Source organism: Solirubrobacter phytolaccae, from assembly GCF_027587195.1.
In the GTDB taxonomy this organism is placed as follows: Bacteria; Actinomycetota; Thermoleophilia; order Solirubrobacterales; family Solirubrobacteraceae; genus Solirubrobacter; species Solirubrobacter phytolaccae.
On sequence record NZ_JAPDDP010000094.1, the window covers coordinates 1 to 25,944 of the forward strand.

The 25,944-nt window shown below is 73.5% G+C and carries 19 protein-coding genes; 10 read left to right on the top strand and 9 right to left on the bottom strand.

All coding sequences use genetic code 11. The features are described 5' to 3' along the window. From OJ997_RS32040 to OJ997_RS37955, 6 genes are all read right to left on the bottom strand, one after another. Window positions 1-2,451 (bottom strand): AAA family ATPase (locus OJ997_RS32040; protein WP_270029460.1); only part of this gene is annotated, 2,451 nt, incomplete at its 3' end. Window positions 2,452-2,480: 29 nt separating this feature from the next. Next, complete coding sequence (locus tag OJ997_RS32045) at window positions 2,481-3,590, bottom strand: FAD-binding oxidoreductase (RefSeq protein ID WP_270029461.1); 1,110 nt, start codon at window positions 3,588-3,590, stop codon at window positions 2,481-2,483. Continuing rightward, window positions 3,565-4,713 carry a hypothetical protein gene (locus tag OJ997_RS32050; RefSeq protein ID WP_270029462.1) on the bottom strand — a complete coding sequence of 383 codons (1,149 nt, stop codon included), beginning with the start codon at window positions 4,711-4,713 and terminating at the stop codon, window positions 3,565-3,567. Before OJ997_RS32050 ends, OJ997_RS32045 begins: the two co-directional genes overlap by 26 nt. A 35-nt stretch (window positions 4,714-4,748) precedes the next feature. Beyond that, window positions 4,749-6,098 carry a cupredoxin domain-containing protein gene (locus OJ997_RS32055; RefSeq protein ID WP_270029463.1) on the bottom strand — a complete coding sequence of 450 codons (1,350 nt, stop codon included), beginning with the start codon at window positions 6,096-6,098 and terminating at the stop codon, window positions 4,749-4,751. Continuing rightward, window positions 6,095-6,985 (bottom strand): extracellular catalytic domain type 1 short-chain-length polyhydroxyalkanoate depolymerase, encoded by an 891-nt coding sequence (locus tag OJ997_RS32060; RefSeq protein WP_270029464.1) that lies wholly within the window; start codon window positions 6,983-6,985, stop codon window positions 6,095-6,097. Before OJ997_RS32060 ends, OJ997_RS32055 begins: the two co-directional genes overlap by 4 nt. 93 nt (window positions 6,986-7,078) lie before the next feature. Further along, window positions 7,079-9,820: a helix-turn-helix transcriptional regulator gene (locus OJ997_RS37955; RefSeq protein ID WP_270029466.1), complete on the bottom strand. Its 2,742-nt coding sequence runs from the start codon at window positions 9,818-9,820 to the stop codon at window positions 7,079-7,081. Between the two features lie 60 nt (window positions 9,821-9,880). On the opposite strand from OJ997_RS37955, the gene OJ997_RS32070 reads away from it, so the two are divergent. The 4 genes from OJ997_RS32070 (at window position 9,881) to OJ997_RS32085 (ending at window position 13,484) form a co-directional block, all read left to right on the top strand. Next, a complete protein-coding gene (locus OJ997_RS32070; protein WP_270029467.1) occupies window positions 9,881-10,261 on the top strand; it encodes a VOC family protein in 381 nt (126 codons plus the stop codon). Continuing rightward, complete coding sequence (locus OJ997_RS32075; RefSeq protein WP_270029468.1) at window positions 10,251-10,739, top strand: PadR family transcriptional regulator; 489 nt, start codon at window positions 10,251-10,253, stop codon at window positions 10,737-10,739. Before OJ997_RS32070 ends, OJ997_RS32075 begins: the two co-directional genes overlap by 11 nt. Before the next feature lie 227 nt (window positions 10,740-10,966). Then, window positions 10,967-12,322: an argininosuccinate synthase gene (gene argG / locus OJ997_RS32080; protein ID WP_270029469.1), complete on the top strand. Its 1,356-nt coding sequence runs from the start codon at window positions 10,967-10,969 to the stop codon at window positions 12,320-12,322. A 4-nt stretch (window positions 12,323-12,326) separates the two neighbouring features. Continuing rightward, the gene (locus OJ997_RS32085; protein WP_270029471.1) at window positions 12,327-13,484 is read left to right on the top strand and encodes a serine/threonine-protein kinase; all 1,158 of its coding nucleotides are present in this window, start codon (window positions 12,327-12,329) and stop codon (window positions 13,482-13,484) included. Here OJ997_RS32085 and OJ997_RS32090 read toward each other — a convergent pair. Beyond that, window positions 13,468-13,857 (bottom strand): hypothetical protein, encoded by a 390-nt coding sequence (locus OJ997_RS32090; RefSeq protein ID WP_270029473.1) that lies wholly within the window; start codon window positions 13,855-13,857, stop codon window positions 13,468-13,470. The genes OJ997_RS32085 and OJ997_RS32090 overlap by 17 nt on opposite strands. A 190-nt stretch (window positions 13,858-14,047) precedes the next feature. Between OJ997_RS32090 and OJ997_RS32095 the strand changes: the two genes are divergently transcribed. The 3 genes from OJ997_RS32095 to lysS are packed head-to-tail and all read left to right on the top strand — an operon-like array spanning window position 14,048 to window position 18,959. Next, the gene (locus OJ997_RS32095) at window positions 14,048-15,247 is read left to right on the top strand and encodes a phenylacetate--CoA ligase family protein (RefSeq protein ID WP_270029474.1); all 1,200 of its coding nucleotides are present in this window, start codon (window positions 14,048-14,050) and stop codon (window positions 15,245-15,247) included. After that, on the top strand, window positions 15,244-15,951 hold the full coding sequence (locus OJ997_RS32100; RefSeq protein WP_270029475.1) for a hypothetical protein: 708 nt from the start codon (window positions 15,244-15,246) through the stop codon (window positions 15,949-15,951). The genes OJ997_RS32095 and OJ997_RS32100 overlap by 4 nt, the downstream gene beginning before the upstream one ends. After that, the gene (gene lysS, locus OJ997_RS32105) at window positions 15,948-18,959 is read left to right on the top strand and encodes a lysine--tRNA ligase (RefSeq protein WP_270029476.1); all 3,012 of its coding nucleotides are present in this window, start codon (window positions 15,948-15,950) and stop codon (window positions 18,957-18,959) included. The genes OJ997_RS32100 and lysS overlap by 4 nt, the downstream gene beginning before the upstream one ends. Here the strand turns inward: lysS and OJ997_RS32110 are convergent. Together OJ997_RS32110 and OJ997_RS32115 are read right to left on the bottom strand one after the other, a co-directional pair. Further along, window positions 18,868-19,401 carry a hypothetical protein gene (locus OJ997_RS32110; RefSeq protein WP_270029477.1) on the bottom strand — a complete coding sequence of 178 codons (534 nt, stop codon included), beginning with the start codon at window positions 19,399-19,401 and terminating at the stop codon, window positions 18,868-18,870. The two genes, lysS and OJ997_RS32110, sit on opposite strands and share 92 nt — an antisense overlap. Before the next feature lie 351 nt (window positions 19,402-19,752). Next, the gene (locus OJ997_RS32115) at window positions 19,753-20,703 is read right to left on the bottom strand and encodes a DMT family transporter (RefSeq protein ID WP_270029478.1); all 951 of its coding nucleotides are present in this window, start codon (window positions 20,701-20,703) and stop codon (window positions 19,753-19,755) included. A gap of 199 nt (window positions 20,704-20,902) precedes the next feature. Between OJ997_RS32115 and OJ997_RS37960 the strand changes: the two genes are divergently transcribed. The 3 genes from OJ997_RS37960 to OJ997_RS32130 all read left to right on the top strand — a co-directional run. Then, on the top strand, window positions 20,903-23,497 hold the full coding sequence (locus OJ997_RS37960; RefSeq protein ID WP_270029479.1) for a LuxR C-terminal-related transcriptional regulator: 2,595 nt from the start codon (window positions 20,903-20,905) through the stop codon (window positions 23,495-23,497). A gap of 151 nt (window positions 23,498-23,648) precedes the next feature. Then, window positions 23,649-24,821, top strand: coding sequence for an alpha/beta hydrolase family protein (locus OJ997_RS32125; RefSeq protein ID WP_270029480.1), 1,173 nt, complete (start codon window positions 23,649-23,651; stop codon window positions 24,819-24,821). Continuing rightward, window positions 24,815-25,944 (top strand): AAA family ATPase (locus OJ997_RS32130; RefSeq protein WP_270029481.1); only part of this gene is annotated, 1,130 nt, incomplete at its 3' end. The genes OJ997_RS32125 and OJ997_RS32130, both read left to right, overlap by 7 nt.

A 25,944-nucleotide genomic window follows, 5' to 3' on the forward strand; every position in this document is an offset into this window, starting at 1 on the left:
CACCGCCATGTCGAGCGCCTCGAACGTGTCCCGCGCGGCGGAGGCGCGTGCGTTGCTGCGCCGCAGGTGCCCGCCGTGCGCGAGCTGCACCCGCGCGTGCAGCAGCGGCAGCTCCCGGCTGGCGGCCAGCGCGGCCTCGGCCAGCGCGTCCGCCTCGGCCTCGGGCGCGAGCAGCAGCCGCCCGTACGCGATCGACGCACGCAGATGCCGTGACGGTCCCGCGAACGTCTCGGCCCGCGCCAGCAACGCGCGCCCCGCCTCGTACGCGTTCGCGGCCACCGCGGCGTCCAGCGCATCCGCGACGATCCAGCGCGCGACGAAGTCCACGTGCCACGGCTCGCCGTCGTCCAGCACGCGGGTGAAGTGCGCGAGCGCCGCGCCCGCATCGCCCGCGGTGAGCCGTGCCAGCCCGCGCGCCACCTCGGCCATCGACCGCATCCCGTCCGCCGCGCCCGGCGGCAACGCGGCGTCCGCCCGATCGGCGAGCGCGAGCGCCGTCTCAAGGTCCCCACGCACGCCGGCCAACGCCGCCTGCGCCGAGCACGCCGCGACCACCCACAGCGGCTGGTCGGTCTCCCGCGACACGACCTCCGCCTCCTGGGCCAGCGCGAGCGAAGCACCCCACGCTCCGGCGAACACGCCCGCCCACGCGCGGCCGACGAGCGCGGTGGCCAGCAGCCCGTAACGCCCCCGCCCGCGCAGGCGATCCAGCGCCCGGTCCCCGACGTCGACGCCGCGGTCGAACGTCCCGATGATCGTCGAGATCACCGCGAAGAGCCGGAGCAGATCGGCGGGCACCGCGTCCGGGTCGATGCGCTTGAGCGTCTGGCAGATCTCCCGCCCATGGGCCGCCGGCGCGACGAGCGCGAGCACCATCGCGACGATCACGTCCGGCCGCCCGGACGGGAGCGCTCGGGCCGCGCCGACCATGCGCTCGCGCAACGGCTCGGGCACGTCCGACCACCAAGCGCGGAACGCCGTCGAGAGCAGCGCCTGCGACGCGCGCGCCGCGTCCCCGGCCGCGATCAGCGCGTCGACGCGATCCAGATGCGCCGCGAACCACGCCGGCGTGGGCGCGCGCTGGTCGGACGTGCGCATCAGCCACATCCGGCGCTGCTGGTCGTCCAGGCTCAACGTGAGTTGCGCGGCCTCGGCGAGCAGCCGTTCCACCAGGTCGTCGCGGCCGATGTCGAGCGCGAGCGCGGCCGCGTCCAGCAGCCGCGCGCCGCGCGTGAGCTCGTCACCCGTGAGCGCCGCCGCACGCCCGAGCGTCTCCGCCGCGCGCACCATCGAGCCGCGCCGCTGCGCGACCTTCGCCATCGCGACGAGCTCGTCCGCGATCCCGTCGTCCGTGGAGCCGGCCGCCGCGGCGACCCGGTGCCCGAGCGACCGCGCCCGGTCGGCTGCGAGCGTGTGCGCCAGCGCCTCGTGGGCTTCCCGGCGCCGGCTCTCGGACCCGCCCTGCCCGATCGCGGAGCGCATCAGCGGATGCCCGAAACGCACGCGCAGTTCGTCGACCTCGACGATCCCCGCCTCGACCGCGGGCGTGAACGCCTCCAGGTCGAGCGGCGCGCCGGTGAGCCGCGAGGCGGCGGTGAGCACCTCGGTGACGTCCGCGATGTCCGTGAGCGCAGCGACGAGCAGCGCGGCGCGGGTGCTCTCCGGCAGGTCCGCGACCCGCGCCGCGAACGTGCGCTCCAGCCGGGTGCTGAGCGGCAGCCACGTCGGCAGCTCCGGCTCCTCCTGCGCCCGTGCGGCACCCGCGAGCAGCTCGGTCAGCCCGAGCGGGTTGCCCTGCGCCTGGTCGAGGATGCGCTGGCGCGTCGCGGGCGTCAGGTCCGGCGCGAGCCCTTGCAGGAGCGCCTCGGCGTGCGCGGGCCCGAGCGGCTCGAGCTTGCGCGCCGGGAGCCCGCGGAAGCTGCGCGGGACGGGCTCGCGCGACGTGAGCAGCATCACGAGCGCGTCGGCCTCGATCCGTCGCGCGACGAACGCGAGCACCTCGGCCGTGGCCTCGTCGATCCAGTGCGCGTCCTCGACGATCACCACGACCGGCGTCCGCTCGGCGGCGTCGCCGAGCAGCCCGAGCACCGCCAGCCCGGTCCGGAACGGGTCCTGCGCGGCGTCGCCCGCGAAGCCCATGACCGCCTCGATCGCGGCCTTCTGCGGCGCCGGGAGCGCGTCCGCCTCGTCGAGGATCGGCCACAGGAGCGGCTGCAGCGACGTGTAGGGGACCTCGGCCTCGGACGGCATGCCGGTGGTCGTGAGCACGGTCGCGCCCTGGGCGCGCGCCTTGCTCGTGGCCGCGGCGGCGAGCGCGCTCTTGCCGATCCCGGGGTCGCCGTGCAGCAGCAGCGCCTCGCCCTGCGCGCGCCCGCGCTCGAGCAGCGCGTCGATGGTCGAGAGCTCGTCTTCGCGCCCGACGAGCTTCGCGCTGTCCCCCGGCCGTCTCAATTCGAGACCAACCCTAGTGGCGGAGCGGGTCAGGCCGCCAGCTCGCGCGCCGCATTCGTGACGACCAGCGCGTGGCCGACGCCAAAAACGTTCTCGGGGTCGTACGCGTGCTTGAGCTCCAGCAGCCGGTTCAAGCACACGCGCGTGTACGCGCTGTGCGTGCGCGCGGGGTCCTTGCAGAAGTTCAGGAACGTGCCGCCGGTGACCTGCTCGCGCAGCGGCTGCTCGCCGTCGACGGTCACCGAGAACGGCACGTGACGATGCCCGGCGGGGGAGGTCCCGCGCGCGATCGCGCCGCCCCAGCGCTTGACCTCGACCGCGTCCGCGCACTCCGCCACGTCGAGCAGCGCGTCGACCGGCACCTCGCGCAGCAGGTCGAAGTGGCGCGGCGCGGTCCCGCCGATCGTGAACGTCTCGGCGTACGGCATCACGCGGAACGTGTCCTCGAAGGGCTCCTCGAGGAAGAGCGGCGTGAGCGCCCGCCACGCGTCGTCGGCGCCGCCGGCGTACACGCCGCGCACGGCGACCGCGCCGCGCTCGACCACGATCGAGACGTTCAGCTCGTCCGGCATCGCGTACTCGGCGAAGCGCTGGAGGAGGTGCGAAGCGAGCCCGCGGTCGAAGCGCGCGACGCCCCCGAACACGTGCGTGACCGGGTGCAGCTGGATCTCCAGCGACGTCGCGACGCCGAAGTTCCCGCCCGCGCCGCGCAGCGCCCAGAACAGCTCGCTCCGCCGGTCGGCGCGGGTCGTCAGCAGCTCGCCGTCGGCGGTGACGAGGTCGGCGCGCAGCAGGTTGTCGGCGGCGAGCCCGTGCTTGCGCGCGAGGAACCCGTGCCCGCCGCCGAGCGTGAAGCCCGTGAGGCCGACCGTGCCGTCGGTGCCGGTGACCGGCGCGAGCCCGAACGGCGCCGCGGCGGCGACCACGTCGGCGGCGGTCGCGCCGGGACCGACCCGCGCGGTGCGGCGGTCCGGGTCGACGAGCACGGAGCGCATGCTCGACGTGTCGACCACGAGCGTGTCGGGTGATGGGTCCGCGAACGTGCCGTGGCCGGTCGCACGAACGGCGACGCGCAGCCCACGGGTACGAGCGGTCAGGACGGCGGCACGGACATCAGCGGGCGAGTGAGCGGCGATCATGTGCACTGAGACCGGCGCCGGGCACGGAACTCATCGGCACGCCGTCACGGGTCCAGCGGAGCGTGTCGCCGTCCGCGCGCAGGTCGGTGATCACGCCCGCGTCGAGCCGCACGATCCGGTCCGGAGCGACCAGTCCGTAGAGGACGCCGCCGGTGACGTAGGCGGTGACTCCGCGCTCGGTGACGGCGAACGGGTCGCCGGGCAACGGGGCCGGCACCTTTTCCGTGGACGCCGACGTGGCCCGGCCCGTCCGCACGTTCACGACGGTGAGCCGTGACGGGCCGGGACCCTCGTGCCACATCTCGCTCCCGTGGAAGACGGCCCAGTCGCGGTCGAGGCCGATCAGATCGAGGTAGGCGGTGCTGCTGAAGTCGGAGACGCTCTGGATCAGCACGCGGTCGCGGCCCGTGGCGAGGTCGCAGCCACGGACGACCGTCGTCCCGATCTGCGCGTGCGGACCGTACAGCGCACGCGAGAGCTGCACGCGCGCGTTGCTCGCCCACGGGTGGAAGCGGGAGCGCTCGTCACAGCCGACCGGACGCAGGTCGAGGAACCCGTACGTCGAGTCGACCTCCAGCCAGCGCAGCGTACGGCCGTCCTCGAGCGTCAGGTTGGTGCCCTCGAACGTGCTGACCCGGCGTGCTCGCTTCCCGCGCTGCTCGACCTTGACGAAGCCGCCGCCGTTGGCCTCGCCGTCGTCGGCCGACCACGCCAGGTCACCCTCGCGCGTGAGCAGCACGTCGGTCACGGCGGCGTAGATCGTGCGCGTGCGCTGGACCTCCAGCCGCCGCAGCACGCGCACCTCACGCCCGACCCGCGCGAGCGTGAGCACGACCCGGCGGTCCCGCCCGCGGCGACGTTCCTCGATCCACGCAACCCGGTGCCCGGCCGTGCTCGCCGCGGCGACCCGCCGGCCCGTCGCGCCCTTGCCGAGCCGCTCGCGCATCGTCCCGCGCGCGAGCTCATGGCCGCACACCCGCAGCGCGGTCCGCTTCGTCTCGTCGTTCACCTTCACGACGCTGATCGGCACCCGCTTCGCCGACGGCGTGGGCAGCGTGGTGCAGGCACGCGCGGCCGAGGGCGTGAGCAAGACCATCGCGAGGGCGATCACCGGCGTTCGCATGCGTCATGAACGGCCGGCTGGATCGGAAGTTCTGCTCAGCCAGGTTCGTGGACGTCGACCACCGCGTGCATCGTCACCGGGTGCTGCGTGCAGAAGAGCGTGTAGCGCCCCGCCGCGGTGAAGGTGCTGCTGTCGGTCTGGCCGGGGCTGCGGACCGGGGTGACGATCAGCCGCGGCCCGTCCGCAAGCCGCACGTTGTGGTCCGCGGACCCGGTGAATCGCCACTTGACGGTGCCCGGGCGACGCAGCGAGAAGCGGCGAGGCACGAAGCCCGAGTCGTCGACGACGACCTCCGCGTTATCGGCCAGGGCCACGCTCGGCCAGGGCGGGTCGAGGATCGTGAAGGCCCGGCCGCGCTCGTCGAGGCCGGTCAACGGAACCGGCGTCCATGGCGGCTCCGATCGCGTCGCGCCGGGCTTGGTCGCGTGGGTGGCGTCCGCGGGCAACGGCGCGCAACGGGTGTCCTTCGCGACAGGGGCGCGCGCGACGTAGAGGTGCATCACTGCCATCACGGTGCGCGGCCGGTCGGCTCCATACCGCGCGCTGAGCAGCACCGATTCACCCGCGCGCACGGGTATGCCCGTGCGGGACGTGAAGTACCGCGTATCGATCGGCCCTGGCTCGTGCAGCACCGGACGTGCGCGGTAGTAGAGGTGATCGGGCATCGCGTAGCTCGGCCGGTTGTCCAGGAGCCGCCGATCGCCGCAGCCCGGCTCGGAGAGCCACAGGTCCTGCGCGCCGCCGTGCAGATGCCCGCCGGCCGCGACGATCCGCAGGTCGTACGGAGCGGTCCACGCCGAGGTCGACTCGGTGCTCGAGCCCGGGGCTCCGTCGCCCCGGATGTGGTAGCCGGCCCCCTGCTCGCAGCCGTTGGCGCGCAGCCAGAAGGCCTGGACCGGCGTGAGGCGCTTCCGGGTCTCGACCTCGACGGTGTACTCGATGTAGACACGAAGCGTGCGTCCGGTGTGCGACATCAGCATCGCGCCCATCCGCCACTTGTCGTTGGGGTGGACGGGATACCCGTAGCCGTCCGGGAGCCGTAGACGCTGATCCTCTTCGCCCGTGCCGTAGAACGCCTCGTGGTGCTTGCCGGCGCACGGCAGGTCGGTCGGCTCGGGCCGGGCGCGGTGGAAGAAGACGTGATGCAGCATCACGTCCCGGATCGTCACCGGCCGACCTCGGCGGTCGACGAGCCGCGCGTGCATGCCGGTGATGAAGCCGTCGATCGGCGGTGGGTGGACCCGTCCTCTCGGATAGACCGTCTGATAGGCGCCGATGACCGTGGGGCCGTGCCGCAACCGGTATCGCTCGACCGAACCGGACGCGGGCGCGGCCAGCGCCGCGAGGGCGCCGAGGGTCGCCAGCAGGAACAGAGCACGCCTCATGTCGTCCTCCCCGGGTTGCGGAACTGCCGTAGGAACGCCCACAACGACCGGGCGGAACCGCCTTCCTGGTGACCGAGCCCGTGCACCGACCAGCGCTCGAGGACCGCGTGGCCGCGAGGCGCGTCGTAGTACTCGACGGTGGTGCGGAGTCCACCCGCGACCGTGAGCGCCCGCGTCCGCGCCGGAACCGCGGCGATCGGTCCGCGCTTGGCGCCGGTGAGGATGAGGTTGTTGACCAGCCGCCACTGCTCGAGTAGTTGGAGCGCGTGCGCCGGCGGCACCACCGCGTCACGGTCGCCGTGCACGATCATCACCGGCATCAGGTGACGGCGTGACCCCATGGCCCGTAGCGCGGCACGGGCGAGGGCGGCGGTGCTTCCGGACGGGCGTGCGCCTATGCACGTCGGCGCGCGGTACGCGCACCCGGCGCTGATGGCGAGGCCCGCGAACAACTCCGGATAGGTGGCGCCGAGGTTCGCCACCATCATGCCGCCGCTCGACACCCCGGCGGCGTACACCCTCGAAGGGTCGATCGGCGGTGTGCGCCGGGAGATCGCCGCGCGCACGATCGCCGCCACGGCCGCGGGATCGCCGCGGCCGCGCCGGGTTTCGCTCCGCGCCCGCCAGCACGGCAGCGTACGGCGCGTGTGGTCGAACCCCGCGTACAGGACCACGAACCGCCCGCGATCGGCTTCGGCGTCGAGGTCTCCGGTCGCTTGCAGATGCTCGGGCGTCTGGTTGCAGGCGTGGAGTACCACGAGCAGCGGTGCGGGGCGCGAGCGATCCACCGTGGCGGGGACGTAGCCGACGGAGTGGTAGCCGCCGCCGTAGGAGCGGCGGTCGACCACGCCCGCGTGTGCGGCGGCGGCGTTCGTGACGGTCGCCAAAGCCAGAACGAGGAGGCCTGTCCACCTGGGGCGCATCGTGTCCTGATCCTCGTCAGGGTCACGGCTGCTCGCGTCGGGGATATCCCTGAACTTTCAGCCGTCGGTCGACCCCGCCGCGAGCCGGTGCGCGAGCTCGGCGCGCGAGCGCACCCCGAGCTTGCGGTAGACGTGCGAGAGGTGCGTCTCGATCGTCTTCGGGCTCACGAACAACGTCGCGGCCGCTTCTCGATTCGTTGCCCCTCGGGCGACGAGCGCGGCGACCTGGCGCTCCTGTGGCGTGAGCCGGTCGGCCGTGTCGGGCGTTCGGCGCCGCGCCCGCTCGCCTGAACCGGCCAGCTCCGCGTGCGCCCGGCGTGCCCACGGCTCGGCCCCGAGCCGCTCGAAGGTGGCGAGCGCGGCACGGAGGACCACACGGGCCTCGGCCCGGCGTCCCGCGCGCCGAAGCCGCTCCCCGAAGCACAGCTCGGTACGCGCCCGCTCGAACGGGTCAGGCACCTGTTCATGCCGTTCGAGCGATGCCTGGAAGGAGCCGTCGAAGTCGTCGGCGATGAGCCCACGGCAGCGCAGCGCGCCCGCGAACGCGCTTTCGTCGATCTGCGTCTTCCGGGCTTGGCGTTCGAGCACGCGCAGGGTCGCTTCCGCGTCGGCGTGCCGGCCCAGGCGTATGAGGACCTCGGCAAGATCTTGCGCCCAGGGTGCGATCGCGGGAGCTTCCATGCCGCGCTCCAGCGAGAAGCGACCGACTTCTTCCAGCGTGGCGGCCGCCGCTTCGAGATCTCCCGCGCTGAGCTCCAGGCGCCCCAGGACCCAGCCGCCGACGGTCCGGATCGAGTCCACTCCGTGAGCGGTGCCCTGCTCGAGGGCCGTCGCCACCAGTGCCCGGCCCTCGTCGAACCGGCCCTGCACGCCGGCGAGCCACGCCAACAGGGACATCGGCTCGATCTCCAGCGCGCGCTGCCCGACGTCGCGGGCGATCGCGAGGGACTCATTCGCGGCTTCCTCCGCTCCTTGCCACTCGCCGATCGTCATCCGCGCCCAGGCGATGCTGAACAGCGCGGCCGGGAGCGCGGAAAGCATCCCTTCCGCACGCAGTCGCTCGGCCGCGCGCTCGGAGCGTGCGACCGCCGTCGTAGCTCGGCCGGCGGTGAGCTCCGCCATGAACATCTGGCCGCCGTACGGTCCGAGCGCCCAGAAGTCGCCACGCTCGACGTAGGCGATGGCCTCCTCGAGGAGCGGGAGCCCACGTGCCCCGTCACCGCGCAGAATTCGCGCCGTGCCGACGGCGAGCGCGGCGAACGGGCGGAACAACGGCGTGTCGCGCACCTGAGGCCAGGCCTGTTCCGCCAGTCGCTCGGCTTCGAGTGGCTCGCCCATCATCATCGACGCCATCGCGGCGTCGAGACGGAGGACAGCCGCACGCGTCGGATCGTGGAGCTCCACCCGTGCCGCCTCGTCGATGAGGAGCGCTCGGATCGGCGCGCTGCCGCCGTGGAACGTGATGACCTGCGCGCGCAACCGCTGGGCGTCGGCACGCGCCAGCGGGTCGTCGATCTCCGCCATGGCCGCATCGAGCAGCGCGACGGCGTGTGTCGGCTGACCCGCTTGGTGGTGGGCCGCGGCACCGCTCAGCAGGCGTCGGACGCGCACGCTTCCAGGCGTGGTCACGCGCGCGGCGACTTCGAGCGCCCGCCCGGCGACCGCCGGCGCCCCGCGCGTCCGGGCGTCGGTGGCCACGCGCTCGAGCTCGGCGGCGATGTGCTCGTCCGGCTCGATCGTGGCGGACGCAAGGTGCCACGCACGACGTGCACGGCTCGGAGGATCCTCGCGCATCGCTTCGGCGAGTGCGAGGTGCGCATCACGCCGCGCGCTCGGGGCGGCGCGCCGGTACGCCGTGGACCGGATGAGCGGATGTGCGAAGGCCAGACGGCCGTCCTCGAGCGCGACGAGCTCGACGGCCACGGCGACGTCGAGGTCCTCGAGCGCCAGCCCGCGCATTCGCAGCGCGCGGGCGGTGTTGACCACGAGCCCGGACTCGTCGGCGGCCGCGATGACCAGCGCGCTCTGCGTCGGCTCCGGGAGGGCCTCGATCCGGGCGCCGAAGGCGCGGGCGATGGCCGGGCCGACGGGGAGCGGGTCGGGAAGGCGATCGCGGCCTTGCAGCTGAGCTGGGCTCAACAGACGGGCGAGCTCCCGCAGCGCCAGGGGGTTGCCGCCGGTGCCGCCGTGCAGCTGGTGCAGCACCTCGGGCGAGACCGCGCCGAGCACGGCTCTCGCGGCCTCCGGGCTGAGACCGCTCAGCGCCACCTGCGCAAACCCCGACGACTCGAAGTCGATGCCTTCGCCCGTCCGCATCGCGAGGACGATGCACACAGGGTCGTTCGCAAGCCGGCGTGCACTGAAGCGCAAAGCGTTCGCCGATTCCGCGTCCAGCAGGTGCGCATCGTCGACCAGCGCCAGCACGGGGCGGTCCTCGGCGGCTTCAGCCAGCAGGCTGAGCGTGGCGGCGTAGGCGCCGAACGGGTCGTTCACCTGCTCGTGGCCGAGCCCCAGCGCGGCCTCCAGCGCGGTCCGCCGGCGTTGGGGGAGCCGCGGCAGCAAGTGGAGCACCGGATGCAGCAGCTCCGTCAACCCCGCGTAGGCGAGGGTCGACTCCGACTCGACCCCGTGCGCCTTCAGCACCTGCACACCGGCGGCGCAGCGCTCGAGGTCGGCCAGCAGCGCTGTCTTGCCGATTCCCGCCTCGCCGCGCACGACGAGCGCCGCGCCGCGCGCCTCGTGAGCGCGTTGCACACCTTCGGCCAGCTTCGCGAACTCGGACTCGCGGCCGACGAGCACGATCCGATCCTACGCCGTTCAGCTCCCACGTGCAGTTGACATTCCACCTAGAATGTCGGCATGCCCGTCACGTTCAACCACAGCATCCTCGCGGCCAAGGACCGCCACGCGTCCGCGCAGTTCCTCGCCGACATCCTCGATCTCGCGGCGCCCACGAGCTGGGGTCCGTTCACCTCGGTCGAGCTCGACGGCGGGGTGACGATCCAGTTCGCCGAGCCGCCGGTCGACGAGATCCAGATGCAGCACTACGCGTTCCTCGTCGACGACGAGCGCTTCGACGCGGTGCTCGCGCGCGTCCAGGAGCGGGGGATCCCGTACACGGCCGACCCGCAGCTCCAGCTCGCGCAGCAGATCAACACCAACCACGGTGGGCGCGGGTTCTACTTCTTCGACCCGGCCGGGCACGGGTTCGAGGTGCTCACGCGGCCCTATGGCGGCTGACGCGGTCCGGCTCATGGTGCTCGCCACCGCGGCGCACCTGGAGCCGGCGACGGGCTACGCCGTGCGCAAGCACCTGCTCGACCAGGGCGCGGATCGCTGGGGCGGGGTGAGCGTGGCCTCGATCTACTCGGTCCTGCGCACGCTCACCCGCCACGGGCACCTGGAGGAGCTCGACGACCCGACCGGCGTGCGCAAGGCGACGAAGGCCTACCGCCTGACCGCGTCCGGCCGCGAGGAGCTGCGGGCCGTGTGGCGGCGGGCGATCGAGACCGTCGACGCCGCGCATCCGCTCGCGTTCCACGTCGCGATCACGCTGACCGAGCTCGTGCCGCACGCGGAGTACGTCGACGCGCTGCGCTCCCGCCTGACCACGCTCGACCGGCTCGCCGAGCTTCCGCTCCCCGACCTTCCGGCCGCCCGGCTGTGGCGGGCGCTCGGCGCGGCGGAACGCGCGTGGCTGCGCGAGATGGTCCCTTAAAGAGGAGTGGCCGCCGCGCTGGTCAAGCGCGGCGGCCGGGAGGATCAGGCCAAGCGGGTGTCGGGAGGAGAGAGGGAACTGCCCGGGGCCCAGTCGCTTACGAGGTGGTCAGCCTCTGTGAGGTAGATACTGCTGCAAGGCCTGAGTCGTCACACTCGCCCACAGGGGTGAACCTCTTCACCCCGAGTGGACACACGATGGGCCTTACCTGCTACGAAGGACGGCCTATGGCACGCATCCTGAACAGCTTGCCGAAGGGCGAGCGCATCGGCCTGGCGTTCTCCGGCGGCCTGGACACGTCGGTCGCCGTCGCCTGGACGCGCGAGCACGGGGCCATCCCGTGCTGCTACACGGCGGACCTGGGCCAGTACGACGAGCCCAACCTGGCGGACGTGCCGGACCGTGCGCTCGAGTACGGCGCCGAGCTCGCGCGACTGGTGGACTGCAAGGAGCTGCTCGTCCACGAGGGGCTCGTGGCGCTGCAGTGCGGGGCGTTCCACATCACCACCGCCGGCCGCACGTACTTCAACACGACGCCGCTCGGCCGCGCCGTCACGGGCACGTTGCTGGTGCACGCGATGGTCGCCGACAACGTGAACATCTGGGGCGACGGGTCGACCTACAAGGGCAACGACATCGAGCGCTTCTACCGCTACGGACTGCTGGCCAACAAGGACCTGCGGATCTACAAGCCGTGGCTGGACGCCGCCTTCGTCGACTCGCTCGGCGGGCGCTTCGAGATGAGCGAGTGGCTCAAGGAGCGCAACCTCCCGTACCGCGACTCGACCGAGAAGGCCTACTCGACCGACGCGAACATCTGGGGCGCGACGCACGAGGCGAAGCTGCTCGAGTCGCTGGACACGAGCATGGACATCGTCGAGCCGATCATGGGGGTCGCGCACTGGAAGCGCGGCGTCGAAATCGAGTCCGAGGAGATCTCGATCCGCTTCAAGGAAGGCTGGCCGGAGGCGATCAACGACGAGACGTTCGAGTCGCAGGTCGACCTCGTCAACAAGGCCAACGAGATCGGCGGTCGCCACGGCCTCGGCATGAGCGACCAGATCGAGAACCGGATCATCGAGGCCAAGTCGCGCGGCATCTACGAGTCGCCCGGCATCGCGCTGCTGCACATCGCCTACGAGCGGCTCATCACCGCCATCCACAACGAGGCGACGATCGACAACTACCGCACGATGGGCCGCAAGCTCGGCCGGCTGCTCTACGAGGGCCGCTGGTTCGATCCGCAGTCGCTCACGCTGCGCGACCCGCTGCAGCGCTTTGTGGCCAGCGCCGTCACCGGCGAGGTCGTCGTCCGGCTGCGCCGTGGCGAGGACTACACGCTCGTCTCGACCGACGGGCCCGGCCTCACCTACGAGCCCGAGCGCCTGTCGATGGAGCGCAACGAGGACCAGGCCTTCGGCCCGCAGGACCGCATCGGCCAGCTCACGATGCGCGACCTCGACATCGCCGACTCCCGCGCCCGCCTGGCCACTTACGGCAGCCAGGGCCTGCTGCCCCAGGTCGACGAGATCATCGGCGCCACGGTCGAGCGTGCCCAGGAGCCCCGGCAGCTCAACGACTGACGCGTTGCGGCGCGGTCTGGGCTCCGGCTTCCTCTGGGCGCTGGAGACGGACCGCGCCGGCGCGACGGCGGCGGTGGTGGCGTGCGTGGCCGAGGACCCGCGCTGGGACCGCCAGCTGGACTCGCGCCAGTGGTACTACGGCGAGCTGGCCCTGCGCCTCGGCATCGCGGCCGAGCGCTTGACGGGCGAGCTCGCGATCCCCGTACTCGGTTGGATGGCGGCCAACGCGCACGAGGCGGCACGGGCCACGCTGCGCGACCACGTCGCCCACGGCCCGGAGTGGGACGAGGCCCTGTGGTCGCTGACCTACGTCGACGACGAGACGGGCCCACGTACCGGCTGGGAGGAAGCGGTCGCGGGGCTGGACGAGGCGCTGGCGGCGCGCTTCCCGACGGACGCCGCGTTCGCGGCGGCGCTGGAGGACGTGAACGCGCGGGCGGACACGCCGCCTTGGTCGCTGTGGGCAGACCAGCCGCGGTTCGCACGCGCGCTGGGGCGCACCGACGCGCGTGGGCTCGCTGCCGACCGCCCTCGCCCGGCGCGGCCGACGCCGTTGGGCGAGCAGAGCACCGCCGAGCTCGCGGCCTCGACCAACCCGCGTGCGGTCGGGGTCCTTGCCGCCCGCACCGCGCCTGCCGACGTCGCGGACATCCTCGCGGGCGCCCGACGCGGGCAGCCGACCGCCCTGCGGGCACTCGGCGAGCAGGGGCGACCCGAGCTCCTCGAGCTTGAAGCCGCCGCCACCGACGGCGCCGGGCAGGCCGCGTACCACCGCGCGCTCGTGCGGCTGCCGTTCGCGCTCACCGGCCCGCTCGCCGCTGACTGGCTCCGCTCGCCCGACGCCATGCGCCGCCGTCGCGCGTCCTCCATCCTCGCCGCGCACGCGGGCGGCGACGAAGCGCCGGCCGTGCGCGCCGCGCTTCGCCACGAGACCGACCAGTACGTGATCGGCTCCCTCGCCGAAGCGCTCGGCCGGGCACCTGAGGCCGGGCCGTCCCCCGAGCTGCGCGAGGCCTACGCGACGATGCCGTACTCGTACGGCCGGCACTTCGTGGTCGAGGCGCTCGCCGCGACCGACCCAGCGTTCGACGCCGAGCTCGCAGTCGAATGTGCCTTCGACTGCGAGCCCGTCGTGCGAGCGTTCGTCAGCGGTCGATCGTGACCGTGAACTCGTCCGAGTAGTCCTCGTAGTTGATCTCGCCGCGGAACGTGTGCGGGCCCTCGCTCAAGAGGGTCGTGTCGACGTACTCGGTGATCCCGCCGTCGCAGCCGGTCCCGCGCGCGGCGAACGGCGGGATGAAGAACTGCCAGATGTAGTCGACGCCCACTTCCTCGAAGCCGATGTGCGCCCAGAACGCCCCGGGGCAGACCGTCACCTCATAGGTCTCCGTCCCGTCGATCGTCGTCCCGGCGAGGTCGTAGAACGGCCCCTCGACCGTGACGTCGGCACTCGCGACCTGCGGTACCACCAACGACAGCGCGACCAGCGCGGTGCCGAACAGCCCCCGAGCCGTCCAACGTGAAAACGCCTGCATCACTACCCCTCCCACTGGATGTTGTGCGTGCGCTTCGAACCGTACTCCTCGGTCCCGTTCTCTCATACGCGCAGGGAAACGTTTCTACATTTGTCGGACCGGGAGTTGGTACTGCACCGGGGGCAGCTCGGCAATTGCAGTAGTGCCGTACTGACGACCCGCGGGCGTCGCGCGGAGAGGGTTCACGATCATGACCGCTCCCACCGTGACCTTCGACTCGGCCGAGCTCGCCCCGCGCGAGCGGCTCGCCGAGGTGCAGCTCGCCCGTTTGCGCGCCACCCTCGCCCGCCGCGGCCTGGACATCCCGATCACGACGCTCGAGGACCTGCGCGCGGTGCCGTTCACGACCAAGGACGACCTGCGCGCCCGCTACCCGCTCGGGATGGAGACCGTCCCGCCGGAGGAGATCGTCCGGCTGCACTCCTCCAGCGGCACGAGCGGCACGCCGACGATCGTCGGCCACACCGCGAAGGACCTCGACACGTGGGCGTTCCTCGTCGCGCGGCTGCTCGCCATGGCCGGCGTGCGGCCCGGCATGGTCGTCCACAACGCCTATCCGTACGGCCTCACGACCGGAGGCTTCGGCTTCCAGCAGGGCGCCGAGCGGCTCGGCGCGACCGTCGTCCCCGCCGCGGGCGCGCCGCTCGACGTCCAGGCGCGCCTCCTGCGCGACCTCGAGACGCCCGTCCTGCTGTGCGCGCCGTCGTTCGCCGCGCAGCTCGCCGACACGCTCGGAACCCACTCGATCGAGGTCGGGCTCTTCGGCGGCGAGATGTGGACGCCGGTGCTGCGCGACCGGCTCGAGCGCCAGCTCGGGATCATCGCGCTCGACACCTACGGGATGAGCGAGCTGTGCGGGCCCGGCGTGGCCGGCGAGTGCATCGAGGGCCGCGACGGCGCGCACATCATGGAGGACCACTTCCTCGCCGAGGTCATCGATCCGGTGACGACGGAGCCGGTCGCGCCGGGCGAGTACGGCGAGCTCGTGCTGACGACGCTGACGCGGGAGGCGATGCCGCTCGTCCGCTACCGCACCGGTGACATCACCGCCCTGATCGACGAGCCCTGCGTGTGCGGGCGCACGTTCGCGCGCATGGCGTCCGTGGTCGGCCGCCGCACCGACGTGATCGAGGCGGGCGGCGCGCGCGTGTACCCGTCCGAGATCGAGCGCGTGCTGCTCGCGCACCCGGGCATCGGCCTCAACTACCAGCTGGTCGTCGAGGGCGACCACCTCGACGTGCACTGCGAGTCCGTCGACGGCTTCGGCGACCGCGTGCATCTCGCCGCCGAGCTGCGCGCCGCGCTCGGCGTGGACGCCGACGTGATCGTCGACGCACCCGGTGGCGTCCCGCGCTCGCCCGGCAAGGCCGTCCGGGTGGTGCGGCGATGATCGCGGTCGATCCGTTCGGCGAGCACGGCCACGCCGGCCCGGGCACGGCGTTCGTCGTCGTGGGCGCCTTCCTGCTCTCGTTCCTGCTGATCCGGACGAGCGCGCGGCTGACGCGCAGCGTGTCCTGGTGGCCGGGCGGGGTCGAGACGCGCGGCGTGCACGTCCATCACCTCGTGTGGGGCATCGGCCTGATGAACGTGTGCGGCTTCCTGGCCTTCGCGGTACCGCTCGAGTTCCCGTGGTGGCACCTGATCGCCGTCGGCTTCGGCGTCGGCGCGGGCTTCACGTTCGACGAGTTCGCGCTCTGGGTGCACCTCGAGGACGTCTACTGGGCCGAGCAGGGCCGCTCGTCGTTCGACGCGGTCGTCGCCTCGGCGGCGTTCATGGCGCTGGTCGTGCTCGGGGTCCGCCCGTTCGGGCTGGACGACCCCGGCTCCGTCCTCGCCTCCGTCGCCGCGGTCAGTGTCGTCGTCGCCATCTCGGGCGTCGCCTTCGCCAAGGGCCGCGTGCTGTTCGGCGTGATCGGGCTCTTCGTCCCGGTCGTCGCCCTGGTCGTCGCGCTCCGGCTCGCACGACCGAGCTCGCCGTGGGCGCACTGGCGCTACGACGAGGGCAAGCAGGCACGCGCCGCTGAGCGTTTCAGCGGCCGTTCGGAACAACTTCGTCGCCGGATCGGCGACACGATCGCGGGGGAGCCGTCATGACCGCGCTGCACACCGAGACCGACGAGCGGGCGCGCCGGCTGGCGAAGCTCGACGACCTACGCACGCGTGGGATCGACCCGTATCCCGCGTCGTTCGCGCGCGACCACACGACCGCCGACGTGCGCGGGCGCTTCGCCGCGCTCGGCCCGGACGCCCGGGCGGACGCGTCGGTGCGCGTCGCCGGACGCGTGATGCTGATCCGCCGCCACGGCGGCCTGATCTTCGCCACGCTGCACGACCAGACGGGCGAGCTGCAGCTGCTCGCGGCGCGCGGGACGGACGCGTTCGCGGCGCTGGAGACCCTCGACCGCGGCGACTGGGTCGGCGCGGCCGGCGCCGTGATGACGACGCACACCGGCGAGCTGACGGTCGAGCTGACCGAGCTCGAGCTGCTGTCGAAGGCCGTGCGGCCGCTGCCCGACAAGCACCACGGGCTCGCCGACCCGGAGGTCCGCGTGCGCGAGCGCCACCTGGACCTGATCGCGAACCCCGCGGCCCGGCGCACGTTCGACGTGCGCTCCGCGGTCGTCGCCGCCGTGCGCGCGACGCTCGCCGAGCGCGGCTTCACCGAGGTCGAGACGCCGGTGCTCGAAGCGCACGCGGGCGGCGCGGCGGCGCGGCCGTTCATCACCCATCACAACGCGCTGGACACCGACCGTTATCTGCGGATCGCGTTGGAGTTGCCGTTGAAGCGCCTGGTGGTCGGCGGCTTCGAGCGCGTGTTCGAGATCGGGCGCGTGTTCCGCAACGAGGGCCTCGACGCGACGCACAACCCCGAGTTCACGCTGCTCGAGGCCTATCAGGCGCTCGCGGACTATCGGGACATGATGGAGCTGGTGGAGACGATCGTCTCCCGCGCGGCGATCGCCGCGACCGGCACCACCGTGGTCTCGATCGGCGGGCGCGAGATCGACCTCGCTCCGCCGTGGCGGCGGGCGACGATGGCCGAGCTGATCCTCGAGCACAGTGGCGAGACGATGCATCCGTCGATGGGCGTGGAGGCGGCGCGGGCGGTCTGCGAGCGCGTCGGAATCGCCTACGAGGCGGGCTGGGGGCCGGGCAAGCTGATGGCCGAGGTCTACGAGGCCGTCGCGGAGGACACGCTGATCGAGCCGACGTTCGTGCTCGACCATCCGCGTGAGGTCTCGCCTTTGGCTCGTTCGCATCGGGATGACCCGCTGCTGACCGAGCGCTTCGAGGCGATCGTCGGCGGGCGCGAGCTCGCCAACGCGTACAGCGAGCTCAACGATCCCGTCGACCAGCGCGAGCGCTTCGAGGCCGAGGGCTTCGTCGACGAGGACTACGTCCGCGCGCTGGAGTCCGGGCTGCCGCCGACCGGCGGGCTCGGCATCGGCATCGACCGGCTCGTGATGCTGATCTCGGGTGCGCCGACGATCCGCGACGTCGTGCTGTTCCCGGCGCTACGCCCGGAGCGGACCGCGGTCGAGCTGCCGGCGGTCGTGAAGGCGGACGACGATCCGGTGGCCGGGATCGATGCGGTCACCCGGCCGCGCGCGCCGATGGTGCTGGCCGGGCTTACGGCGTTGAGCGGGGTCGCGCTTTTGACCCATCACGGCGGCGTCGTGGCGTCGGTGGTCATCGGCTTCGTCCTGCTGCTGCTGGCCGCGCCGCTGCGGGGTGGCAAGCGCCGGGCGTGGGGTGCGGCGGTGGCGCTGTTCGGTGCCGCGGTCGTGTTCCGGCGCGCCGACGTCGAGGTGTTCACGCCCGCCGTGGCGATGCTCGTGGCGTTGGTGTGGAACCGCGACGCGTTCGTCGCCAAGCCCGATCCCGGCTCCGCGCGGACGCTCGCGTGGTTCGTGCCGGCGTGGGTGGCGGCGTCGGTGGTCTTCGGGGTCGCGGCGCTGCACCAGTCGCTGGGGGATGCGCTGCTCGGCCTGGCGGGGATGGGCGACGCGGGGCGCTTCGCGTCCGACACGTTGCTCGCGCTCGGCCTGACCGGGCTGGCGGTGAGCGCGCTGCTCGCGTTCCGCGCGGTGCGCTCGTCCGGCTCGTCGGATCTCACGCGGGCGCGGGAGCTGGTGTTGAAGCACGGCGAGGGCACGCTCGACTACTTCGCGCTGCGGCCCGACAAGCGCCACTTCTTCAGTGAAGACGGCTCGGCGATGCTGGCGTACACGGTGCGCGGCGGGCACGCGTTGGTGTCGGGCGACCCGATCGGGCCACGCGAGGCGCACGTGCGCGTCGTGAACGAGTTCGTCACGGCGGCCCATTCGGAGGGGCGCCGCGTGGCGTTCCTCGGCGCGCGTGAGCGGGACCTCGGCATGTACCGGTCGCACGGCTTCCGCAGCGTGTACCTGGGGGACGAGGCGGTCGTGCACTGCGATCGGTTCTCGCTCGAGGGCGCGGCCATGAAGAGCGTGCGCTCCGCGGTCGCGCGGGTCGGGCGCGAGTGCTCGTTCGAGCTGCTGCGTGAGCCCGAGGCGTCGCCCGCGCTGCGCGACCAGCTCAACGCGTTGCGCGAGCGCTGGCGTGACGGCGCCGACGAGCGCGGCTTCACGATGGAGCTCGGCGGCGGCGTGACCGGGGAGGACCCGGAGCTGCTGCTCGCGCTGGCACTGGCGCCGGACGGGCGGCCGCTCGGCTACCTGCGGCTCGTTCCCTGCTTCGGCGACGAGCCCGGCTGGTCGCTGGACCTCATGAACCACGACCCGTCCGCGCCCAACGGCATGATCGAGTACCTGGTCGCGATGACCGCGCAGGAGCTCGGCGCGCGCGGCTACAAGCGGCTGTCGCTGAACTTCGCGACCTGGGGTCGGCTGTTCGCGGAGGACGCCTCGCTCTCGTTCGCGGAGCGCGCGCAGAAGCGCGTGGCCGAGGTGCTCAGCCCGTACTTCCAGATCACCTCGCTGCGGACCTTCAACGCCAAGTTCGACCCCGAGTGGGTGCCGCGCTCGATCATCGTCGAGGACGTCGACGACCTGCCGAAGGTCGGTCTGCTGTACGCGAGCGTCGAAGGCTTCCTGACGCTGCCGCGCCTAGGGCGATAGCGAGCGGATGCTCGATGCCGAGCCAGCTGAACGACAGCGGCAGCAGCGCGATGGTTCCCGCGATGCCGACCGCCTGAGCCAGACGGTCCCCTCGGCGCGTCATGAGCGCGCCGAGGGTCGCGCCGAGGACGCATGACACGCCGTAGTCGCGCGTTGTCGTGGGACCGTCGAAGGCGTAGATGACCGCGTACGCGATGAGCGCGGAGCCGACGTGGCCGACGAGGGCGACGCGCCACCACATGCAGGCGTCGGTGCGGTTGATGAGGAGCGCAGCGGCTGCGGCGGCGATGGCGACCTGCAGCGCCGGCACGGGCGGCGCGGCGTCCAGCCCACTCGTCAGCAGCAGGTGGAGGTGGCCACGCGCGACCTGCTGCGCCGTGGCCGGGAGGTAGACGCCGACGAAGGCCGTGGCGAAGTAGAGCGCCGCGGCCAGGCCGGCCAACGGCAAGCACACCGTCGGGCGTCGCGTCAAGTAATTCGGGCTTCGCATCCGAATCACTTGACCCGCCGCGGCCGGCGCGCTCTTGTGCGGGTGAGCGGCTGCGCCGGATTGCGCCCGGGCGCGGGCCTGTTCGCTCGTTTGGGCCGTTGTGCCACGCGAGCGTTCACTTCCTCCTCCCTGAGCCGAGTTCGTGAACCTTCGCGTGGCGTCGGCCACCCGAGCGCTGGCTTTTTGGTCGCTGCGCCCAGAAATCCAGCGCTCGAGTGCACCTGCGCACTTGGCCCGACGGTGTGCTCCCCGAGCGCGGCAACGCACCGAGACGCGTCACGCGCGGACCTCCACGGCGCCGGCTCACGGTGCGGCGGCACCACGCACGGCCGAGCTTGCGGACGCGGCGGGGTCTGCGTGCGCGGCTGGCGTCGTGTGCGCGGCGTGGCCCGTGGGCGCGGCCGGAGTCGTTGACGCGGCGGGGCCCGCTGCCGCTGCCGGCGTCGTCGGCGCGGCCTGGTCCGTGGGCGCGGCCGGACCTTCGGGCGCCGCCGCGAGCACGGCGAGCCCCGCGACCATCGCGGCCAGCCCGAGCAGCGCGAACGCGAACCCCGCCGCGCTCGTGTGGAGCCGCTCGCCGAACGCCAGTACGCCGATCGCCACGCTCGTGAGCGCGTCCAGCGCCATCTGCGACGCCACCGCTGGTCCCAGCGCGCCGGCCCGGAGTGAGCGTTGCGAGAGCTCCATGCTCGCCCAGCCGACGATGACCAGCGCTACGACGTGCCAGTCCAGCAGCGCGTGCAGCACACCTTCGTCGAGGCGTTCGACGACCGCCTTGGTCAGCGCCGCGCTCAGGCCGAACAGGACGCCGGTCGCGCAGCCCAGGCGGACCGCGCCGCCGCCCCGCGCGGCCAGGCACGCGAGCAAGGCCGCGCCGAACGCGACACACCACGCTGCAACGGACGCGTCGTCGCGTCCGCCGACCGGATCGGCCAGCACGAGGAAGGCCGCGAGCCCGCCGGCGACGCACAGCGCGGCCAGCAGCTCGACGCGCCGCACGCGGCGGCCCTGGAGGAAGACCGCGAACACGAGGCTCGAGGCGAGCACTGGTTGGACCACCGCCAGCCGTCCCACCGCCAACGCGGCGGCCTGCCCGACATAGCCGAGCCCGTCCGCGGCGAGCCCCGCCAGCCACACCGGGCGGCGGGCCAAGGCGACCAGCGAGCCCGCCTCGGTCCGGGCCGCGCGTTGCTGCAGGGCACTGCCGGCCGCGAACAACAGGGCGGCGCCGAGGGCGAGGGGGATGGGGATCACACCACGCATGCTCGACGCGCGACGCGCGCGCGTCGTCAGTAGCGGGCTACTGAACCGACCTGCCGCCGTACGCAGTGCAACTTGGAGAATGTCAGCGCTCTGAACATCGCGATCGCGATTCCGACGGGGAAGGAGCCACGGGGCGAGCGCCACCAAGATGGCGCGAACACAGTCCCGCTGAGCTGAATAGAGTCGGCACGTGCACACGGGTGCGGGGACCCTTGCGGCGGAGTGGCCGCTCATCGGACGTGACGACGAGCTGGCGCGGATCGGCCTCGCCCGTGAGCAGGAGGACTGCCGCGGCATCGTCGTCAGCGCCGGCCCGGGCGTCGGCAAGTCCCGCCTGGCCCGGGAGGCGCGGGCCGTCGCCGAGCGCTCCGGCGCGCGCACGAACTGGGTGCAGGCGACCCGCAGCGCCGCGGCGGTCCCGCTCGGCGCGTTCGCCGGCGTGCTGCCCGACGAGGTGCGCTCCGACGACGCGCTGGAGCTCCTCCGCCGCAGCGCCGAGGCGCTCCGTGAGCAGGCCGCCGCGCGGCCCGTGATCGTCGCGGTCGACGACGCGCAGATGCTCGACCCGGTGTCGGCTGCGCTCGTCCTGCACCTCGCGCTGACCGGCAGCGCGTTCGTGCTCGCCACGGTGCGCACCGGCGAGCCGTGCCCGGACGCGATCGTCTCCCTCTGGAAGGACGCGGGCGCGCGACGGATCGAGCTCGGCACGCTGAGCGACGAGGCCGTCGCGACGCTCGTGCAGACCGCGCTCGGCGGGCCGGTCGAGCAGGCCGTGCTCGCGTGGGTGGCCGAGCAGAGCCGCGGCAACGCGCTCTTCGCGCGGGAGCTCGTGCTCGGCGCGGTCGCGTCCGGCACGCTCGCGCTCAAGCGCGGCCTGTGGCGGCTCACGCGCGTGCCGACCGTCAGCGCCACGCTGGTCGAGCTGGTCGCGGAGCGCATGCAGGGCCTCTCGGACGCGGAGCGCGAGGCGCTCGAGCTGCTCGCGCTCGGCGAGCCGCTCAAGCTCACCGAGCTCGGGGACCTGTCGAGCTTCGACGTGCTGACCACGCTCGAGGCGCAGGGCATGATCAGCGCGACCGAGGGCGTGGGGGAGCCGCAGGTGCGGCTCGCGCACCCGCTCCACGGCGAAGGGCTGCGCGCCGAGCTGCCGATCGTCCGCGCGCACCGGTTGCGCCTCAAGCTCGCCGCGGTGCTCGAGCAGCGCGCGCCGCTCACCCCCGACGACGCGCTCCGCATCGCCCGCCTACGGCTCGACGCAGGCGCCGAGATTCCCGCCGCGCTGCTCGTCGACGCCGCCCGCGCCGCGATCCTCTCCGGCGACCCCGACCTCGGCGCGCACCTCGCGCAGCGCGCCGACGGGCTCCCCGCGGCGCTCCTGCTCGCCCGCGCCCACACGGTGCGCAAGCGCTTCGACGAGGCTGAGTCGACGCTCGCCGCGCTCGAGCCGGTGCTGGCGATCGACTACCTCGAGCAGCGCACGCACGTCCTGTTCTGGGGCCTGAACCGCCCGAACGAGGCGCGCGCCCTGCTCGACCGCGCCCACGGCTGGTCCGAGGACGCCGACTGGCACGCGCGCGTCGAGCCGCTGCGGCTCGGGTTCTCGCCCGACGTCGGCGGCACCGTCGAGTCGCTCGAGCAGGTCGCCGCGGACCCGTCGCTGGACGCTGTCACGCGCCGGATGAGCGAGCGCCGACTCGCGGTCTCGCTGTTCTTCACCGGCCGCACCGCCGACGCGCGCGCCCTCGCCGAGCGGCTCAAGCCGGAGATCCCGCTCCGCAACTACAGCGACGCGCTCGCGCTCGGCATCCGCCGCCTGATCGGGATCGAGAGCGGCGAGGACTGGGCGGCGCTGGACGCCGACATGGGACAGGTGCTGCGCGACGGCGTGCGCGCGCACGACGACGAGGCCGCCGGGCACGGCGCGCTCGGGCTCGGCTACACCGAGCTCCTGCGCGGTCGCTACCGCGACGCCGAGCGCTGGTTCGCGGAGGCCGAGCTGCACTTCGAGCGCCAGGACACGTTCGGCAACCTCATCCACGTGCGTGCGCTGCAGGTCGGCGCGGCCCACTTCGGCGGGCAGCCGGAAGCGGCGCTCGCCGCGCACGAGCGGCTCCTCGCCACGCTGGACGGGCGCGAGGCGCTCTCGAGCCAAGCCCCGTACGTCGCGCGCGCCGAGGGCTGGACGCTGCTGGCGCGGGGTGACGTGACCGGCGCGCGGGCCACGTTCCTCGCCGCCGCGGACCTGCTCGCGTACATGCCGGGCTACGCCGCCCAGCTGCGCTACGAGGCGCTGCGCGCCGGCGCGACCGCCACCCAGATCGCGGACGCCCTCGCGCCGCTCGTGGAGCGCTGCGACGCCCGGCTCGTCGCCGCCTACCTCGCGCACGCCCGGTCACTCGCAGAGAAGGACGGGGCCGCACTGCTGGACGTTGCGCGCGAGCTGGCCGCGATCGGCGCGGACCGTTACGCGCTGGAGGCGGCGGTCGACGCCGCGACGGTCTTCCGCGACGCCGGCCGCCAGGACTCGGCCCGCCGCGCCGCCGCGCTCGCCCGCGAACTGCACGCGCCGGGCCACGGCACCGAGCCGCCGTTCGTCGACGGGCTCGGCGCCGCGTCGGCGGGACTGACCGCGCGCGAGGCGCAGCTCGTGGAGCTCGCGTCGCGCGGGCTGAGCAACGCGGAGATCGCCGACCGGCTGGTCCTTTCCGTGCGCACCGTCGAGTCGCACATCTACCGCGCGATGCAGAAGCTCGGCGTCAACGACCGCCGCGACCTGCGTGCGTAGGTAGGCGATTTCGCAAATGCCGTAGTCGACTACTGATGTTCGCGCGCCCCGGCGCGTCGAGTCTTATAGGCATGAACCCCATCGGACTTGCCTTCACCGCTGTAGTCACCCTCGTCTGCCTGCTCGTGCCGGTGCACTGAGAGGTATCGCGATGCCGCTCGTGCACTTCGAAGACGACGAGTTCCGCCACGCGCTCGCAACGCTGCTGGTCGACGCCGGCCGCGGCGACGCCGACGCCGAGGAGGTGCTCGCCACCGCCGCACGCGTCCGCGACGGCGACGCCGACTCGTGGGTGCTCGAGTGGGTCTCCACCGCCGGCGCCGCGTGGGCCGCCGCCCGGTCGGCCGCGGACCCGCTCACGCAGTACCGCCATGCCGCCGCCTACTACGCCGCGGCCCTGCGCCCGATCCTGCGCTCCACCGAGCGCGAACGCTGGCCCGACCTCTGGCGCCGTGGCCGCGCCTGCTGGGACCGCATCGTCGACCTGCTCGGCGGCGAGCGGATCGCGATCCCGTACGAGGACACGACCCTGCCCGGCTATTTCTTTCGCGCGCCGGACGCCGCGCCGGGCGAGCGCCGGCCGGTCGTGATCATGAACGGCGGCGGCGAGGAGTCGACGTCGGCGATGCTCGGCCTGGGCGGCGCGACCGCCGGCCAGCTCGGCCATCACTGGATGACCTTCGACGGCCCGGGCCAAGGCGCCGCGCTCGTCGAGCAGGGACTCACGTTCCGGCCCGACTGGGAGGCGGTGTTGACGCCCGTCCTGGACGCGCTGGTGGAGCGCGAGGACGTGGACGGCGACCGCGTCGCGGTGGTCGGCGTGGGCCAGGGCGGCTACTGGGTGCCGCGCGCGCTCGCGTTCGAGCACCGCGTCGCGGCCGCGGTCGCCGACCCCGGCGTGCTCGACGTCTCGGCCGCCTGGATCGCCCCGCTCCCGCGCCGGATGCGCCAGCACCTGCGCTCCGGGCAGGCGGAGGCCTTCGACCGTGAGATGCGGCTCGCGCTGCTGTTCTGGCCGGAGCTGGCCGGGACGCTGGAGACGCGCGCGGCGCCGTACGGCCTGCGCGACGCGCCCGCCTCGGAGCTGTTCGCGACCATCTCGCGCTACCGGCTCGGCGACGAGGTGGAGGCGATCGACACGCCGCTGCTCGTGACCGTGCCCGAACGCCAGCGCTACTGGTCGGGCCAGTCCGAGAAGCTGTTCGACCGGCTCGGCGGACCCAAGGCGCTCGCCCACGTGCGCACGGAGGATCGCCAGGAGCGGATCTTCGCGTGGATCGGTGACGTGTTCGCGAACGTGCGCGACGGCGCGGCTGAATGCTGACCCAGATGTCGTCGGCGACGTGGCCGCTCGTCGGTCGGGCGGATGAGCTCGCGCGGCTGTCCGAGCTGCGCGCGACGTCCCGCGGCGTGGTGCTGAGCGGGCGCGCGGGCGTGGGCAAGTCGCGGCTCGCGCGGGAGACCTTGGCGCTCGCCAGGTCCGGCGGGGCCGTGACCGAGTGGGTGCAGGGGACGCGCAGCGCGGCGGCCGTGCCGCTCGGCGCGTTCGCGGCGCTGATGCCGGTCGACGCGGGCGCGCATGACGCGCTGGACCTGGTGCGTGCGGGGGAGGCCGAGCTGCGCCGGCGCGCGGATGGGCGCGAGATCGTGATCGGCGTCGACGACGCGCAGCTGCTCGATCCGTTGTCGGCGGCGCTCGCGCTGCACCTCGTGACGACCGGGACCGCGTTCGTGGTCGCGACCGTGCGCGCCGGCCAGGCGGTGCCGGACGCGATCCAGGCGCTGTGGAAGGACTCGGGCGCGGAGCGGGTCGAGGTCGTCGCGCTGGACGCCGACGGCACCGCGGCCCTGGCCGAGGCGGCTTTGGGTGGACCGCTCGGGCTGCTCGCCCGGCGCTGGCTGTACGACGTCAGCCGCGGCAACGCCCTGTTCGTGCGCGAGCTGCTGCTCGGCGCGGTCGAGGACGGGGCGATCGCGCAGCGCGACGGCGTCTGGCGGCTGATGCGCCGGCCGGTCGTGCGCCGCTCGCTGACCGAGCTGGTCGAGGCGCGGCTGGCGAGTTTGAGTGGAGAGGAACGGGCGGTCGTCGAGCTGCTGTCTCTGGGCGAGCCGCTGCGGATCGAGGAGGCGCTCGACCTCGGCGGCGACGCGCTGCTCGACGTCGAGGCGCGCGGGCTCATCGCCGCGCAGGCACCCGCGGACGGCGGCGAGGTGCGGCTCCGGCATCCCCTGTTCGGCGAGGTCGTGCGCGACGGCCTGCCGCTCCTGCGCGCCCGGATGCTGCGCCTGCGGCTGGCCGAGCGCCTCGCGCGGCGGGACCCGCTGACGCGCGAGGACGCGCTCCGCATCGCGCGCTGGCGCCTCGACGCCGGCGCCGACGTCGAGCTCGGCCTGCTGCTGCGCGCGGCGACGGCCGCCGTGCGCGGCGGCGACAAGACGGAGGCCAA

Bases quoted from the DNA above. Each gene is read 5' to 3' on its own strand.
- OJ997_RS32050 (WP_270029462.1), bottom strand. From the start codon at position 4,713: ATGCGAACGCCGGTGATCGCCCTCGCGATGGTCTTGCTCACGCCCTCG.
- OJ997_RS32055 (WP_270029463.1), bottom strand. From the start codon at position 6,098: ATGAGGCGTGCTCTGTTCCTGCTGGCGACCCTCGGCGCCCTCGCGGCG.
- OJ997_RS32095 (WP_270029474.1), top strand. From the start codon at position 14,048: ATGACCGCTCCCACCGTGACCTTCGACTCGGCCGAGCTCGCCCCGCGC.
- lysS (WP_270029476.1), top strand. From the start codon at position 15,948: ATGACCGCGCTGCACACCGAGACCGACGAGCGGGCGCGCCGGCTGGCG.
- OJ997_RS32075 (WP_270029468.1), top strand. From the start codon at position 10,251: ATGGCGGCTGACGCGGTCCGGCTCATGGTGCTCGCCACCGCGGCGCAC.
- argG (WP_270029469.1), top strand. From the start codon at position 10,967: ATGGCACGCATCCTGAACAGCTTGCCGAAGGGCGAGCGCATCGGCCTG.
- OJ997_RS32125 (WP_270029480.1), top strand. From the start codon at position 23,649: ATGCCGCTCGTGCACTTCGAAGACGACGAGTTCCGCCACGCGCTCGCA.
- OJ997_RS32090 (WP_270029473.1), bottom strand. From the start codon at position 13,857: ATGCAGGCGTTTTCACGTTGGACGGCTCGGGGGCTGTTCGGCACCGCG.
- OJ997_RS32045 (WP_270029461.1), bottom strand. From the start codon at position 3,590: ATGATCGCCGCTCACTCGCCCGCTGATGTCCGTGCCGCCGTCCTGACC.
- OJ997_RS32100 (WP_270029475.1), top strand. From the start codon at position 15,244: ATGATCGCGGTCGATCCGTTCGGCGAGCACGGCCACGCCGGCCCGGGC.
- OJ997_RS32070 (WP_270029467.1), top strand. From the start codon at position 9,881: ATGCCCGTCACGTTCAACCACAGCATCCTCGCGGCCAAGGACCGCCAC.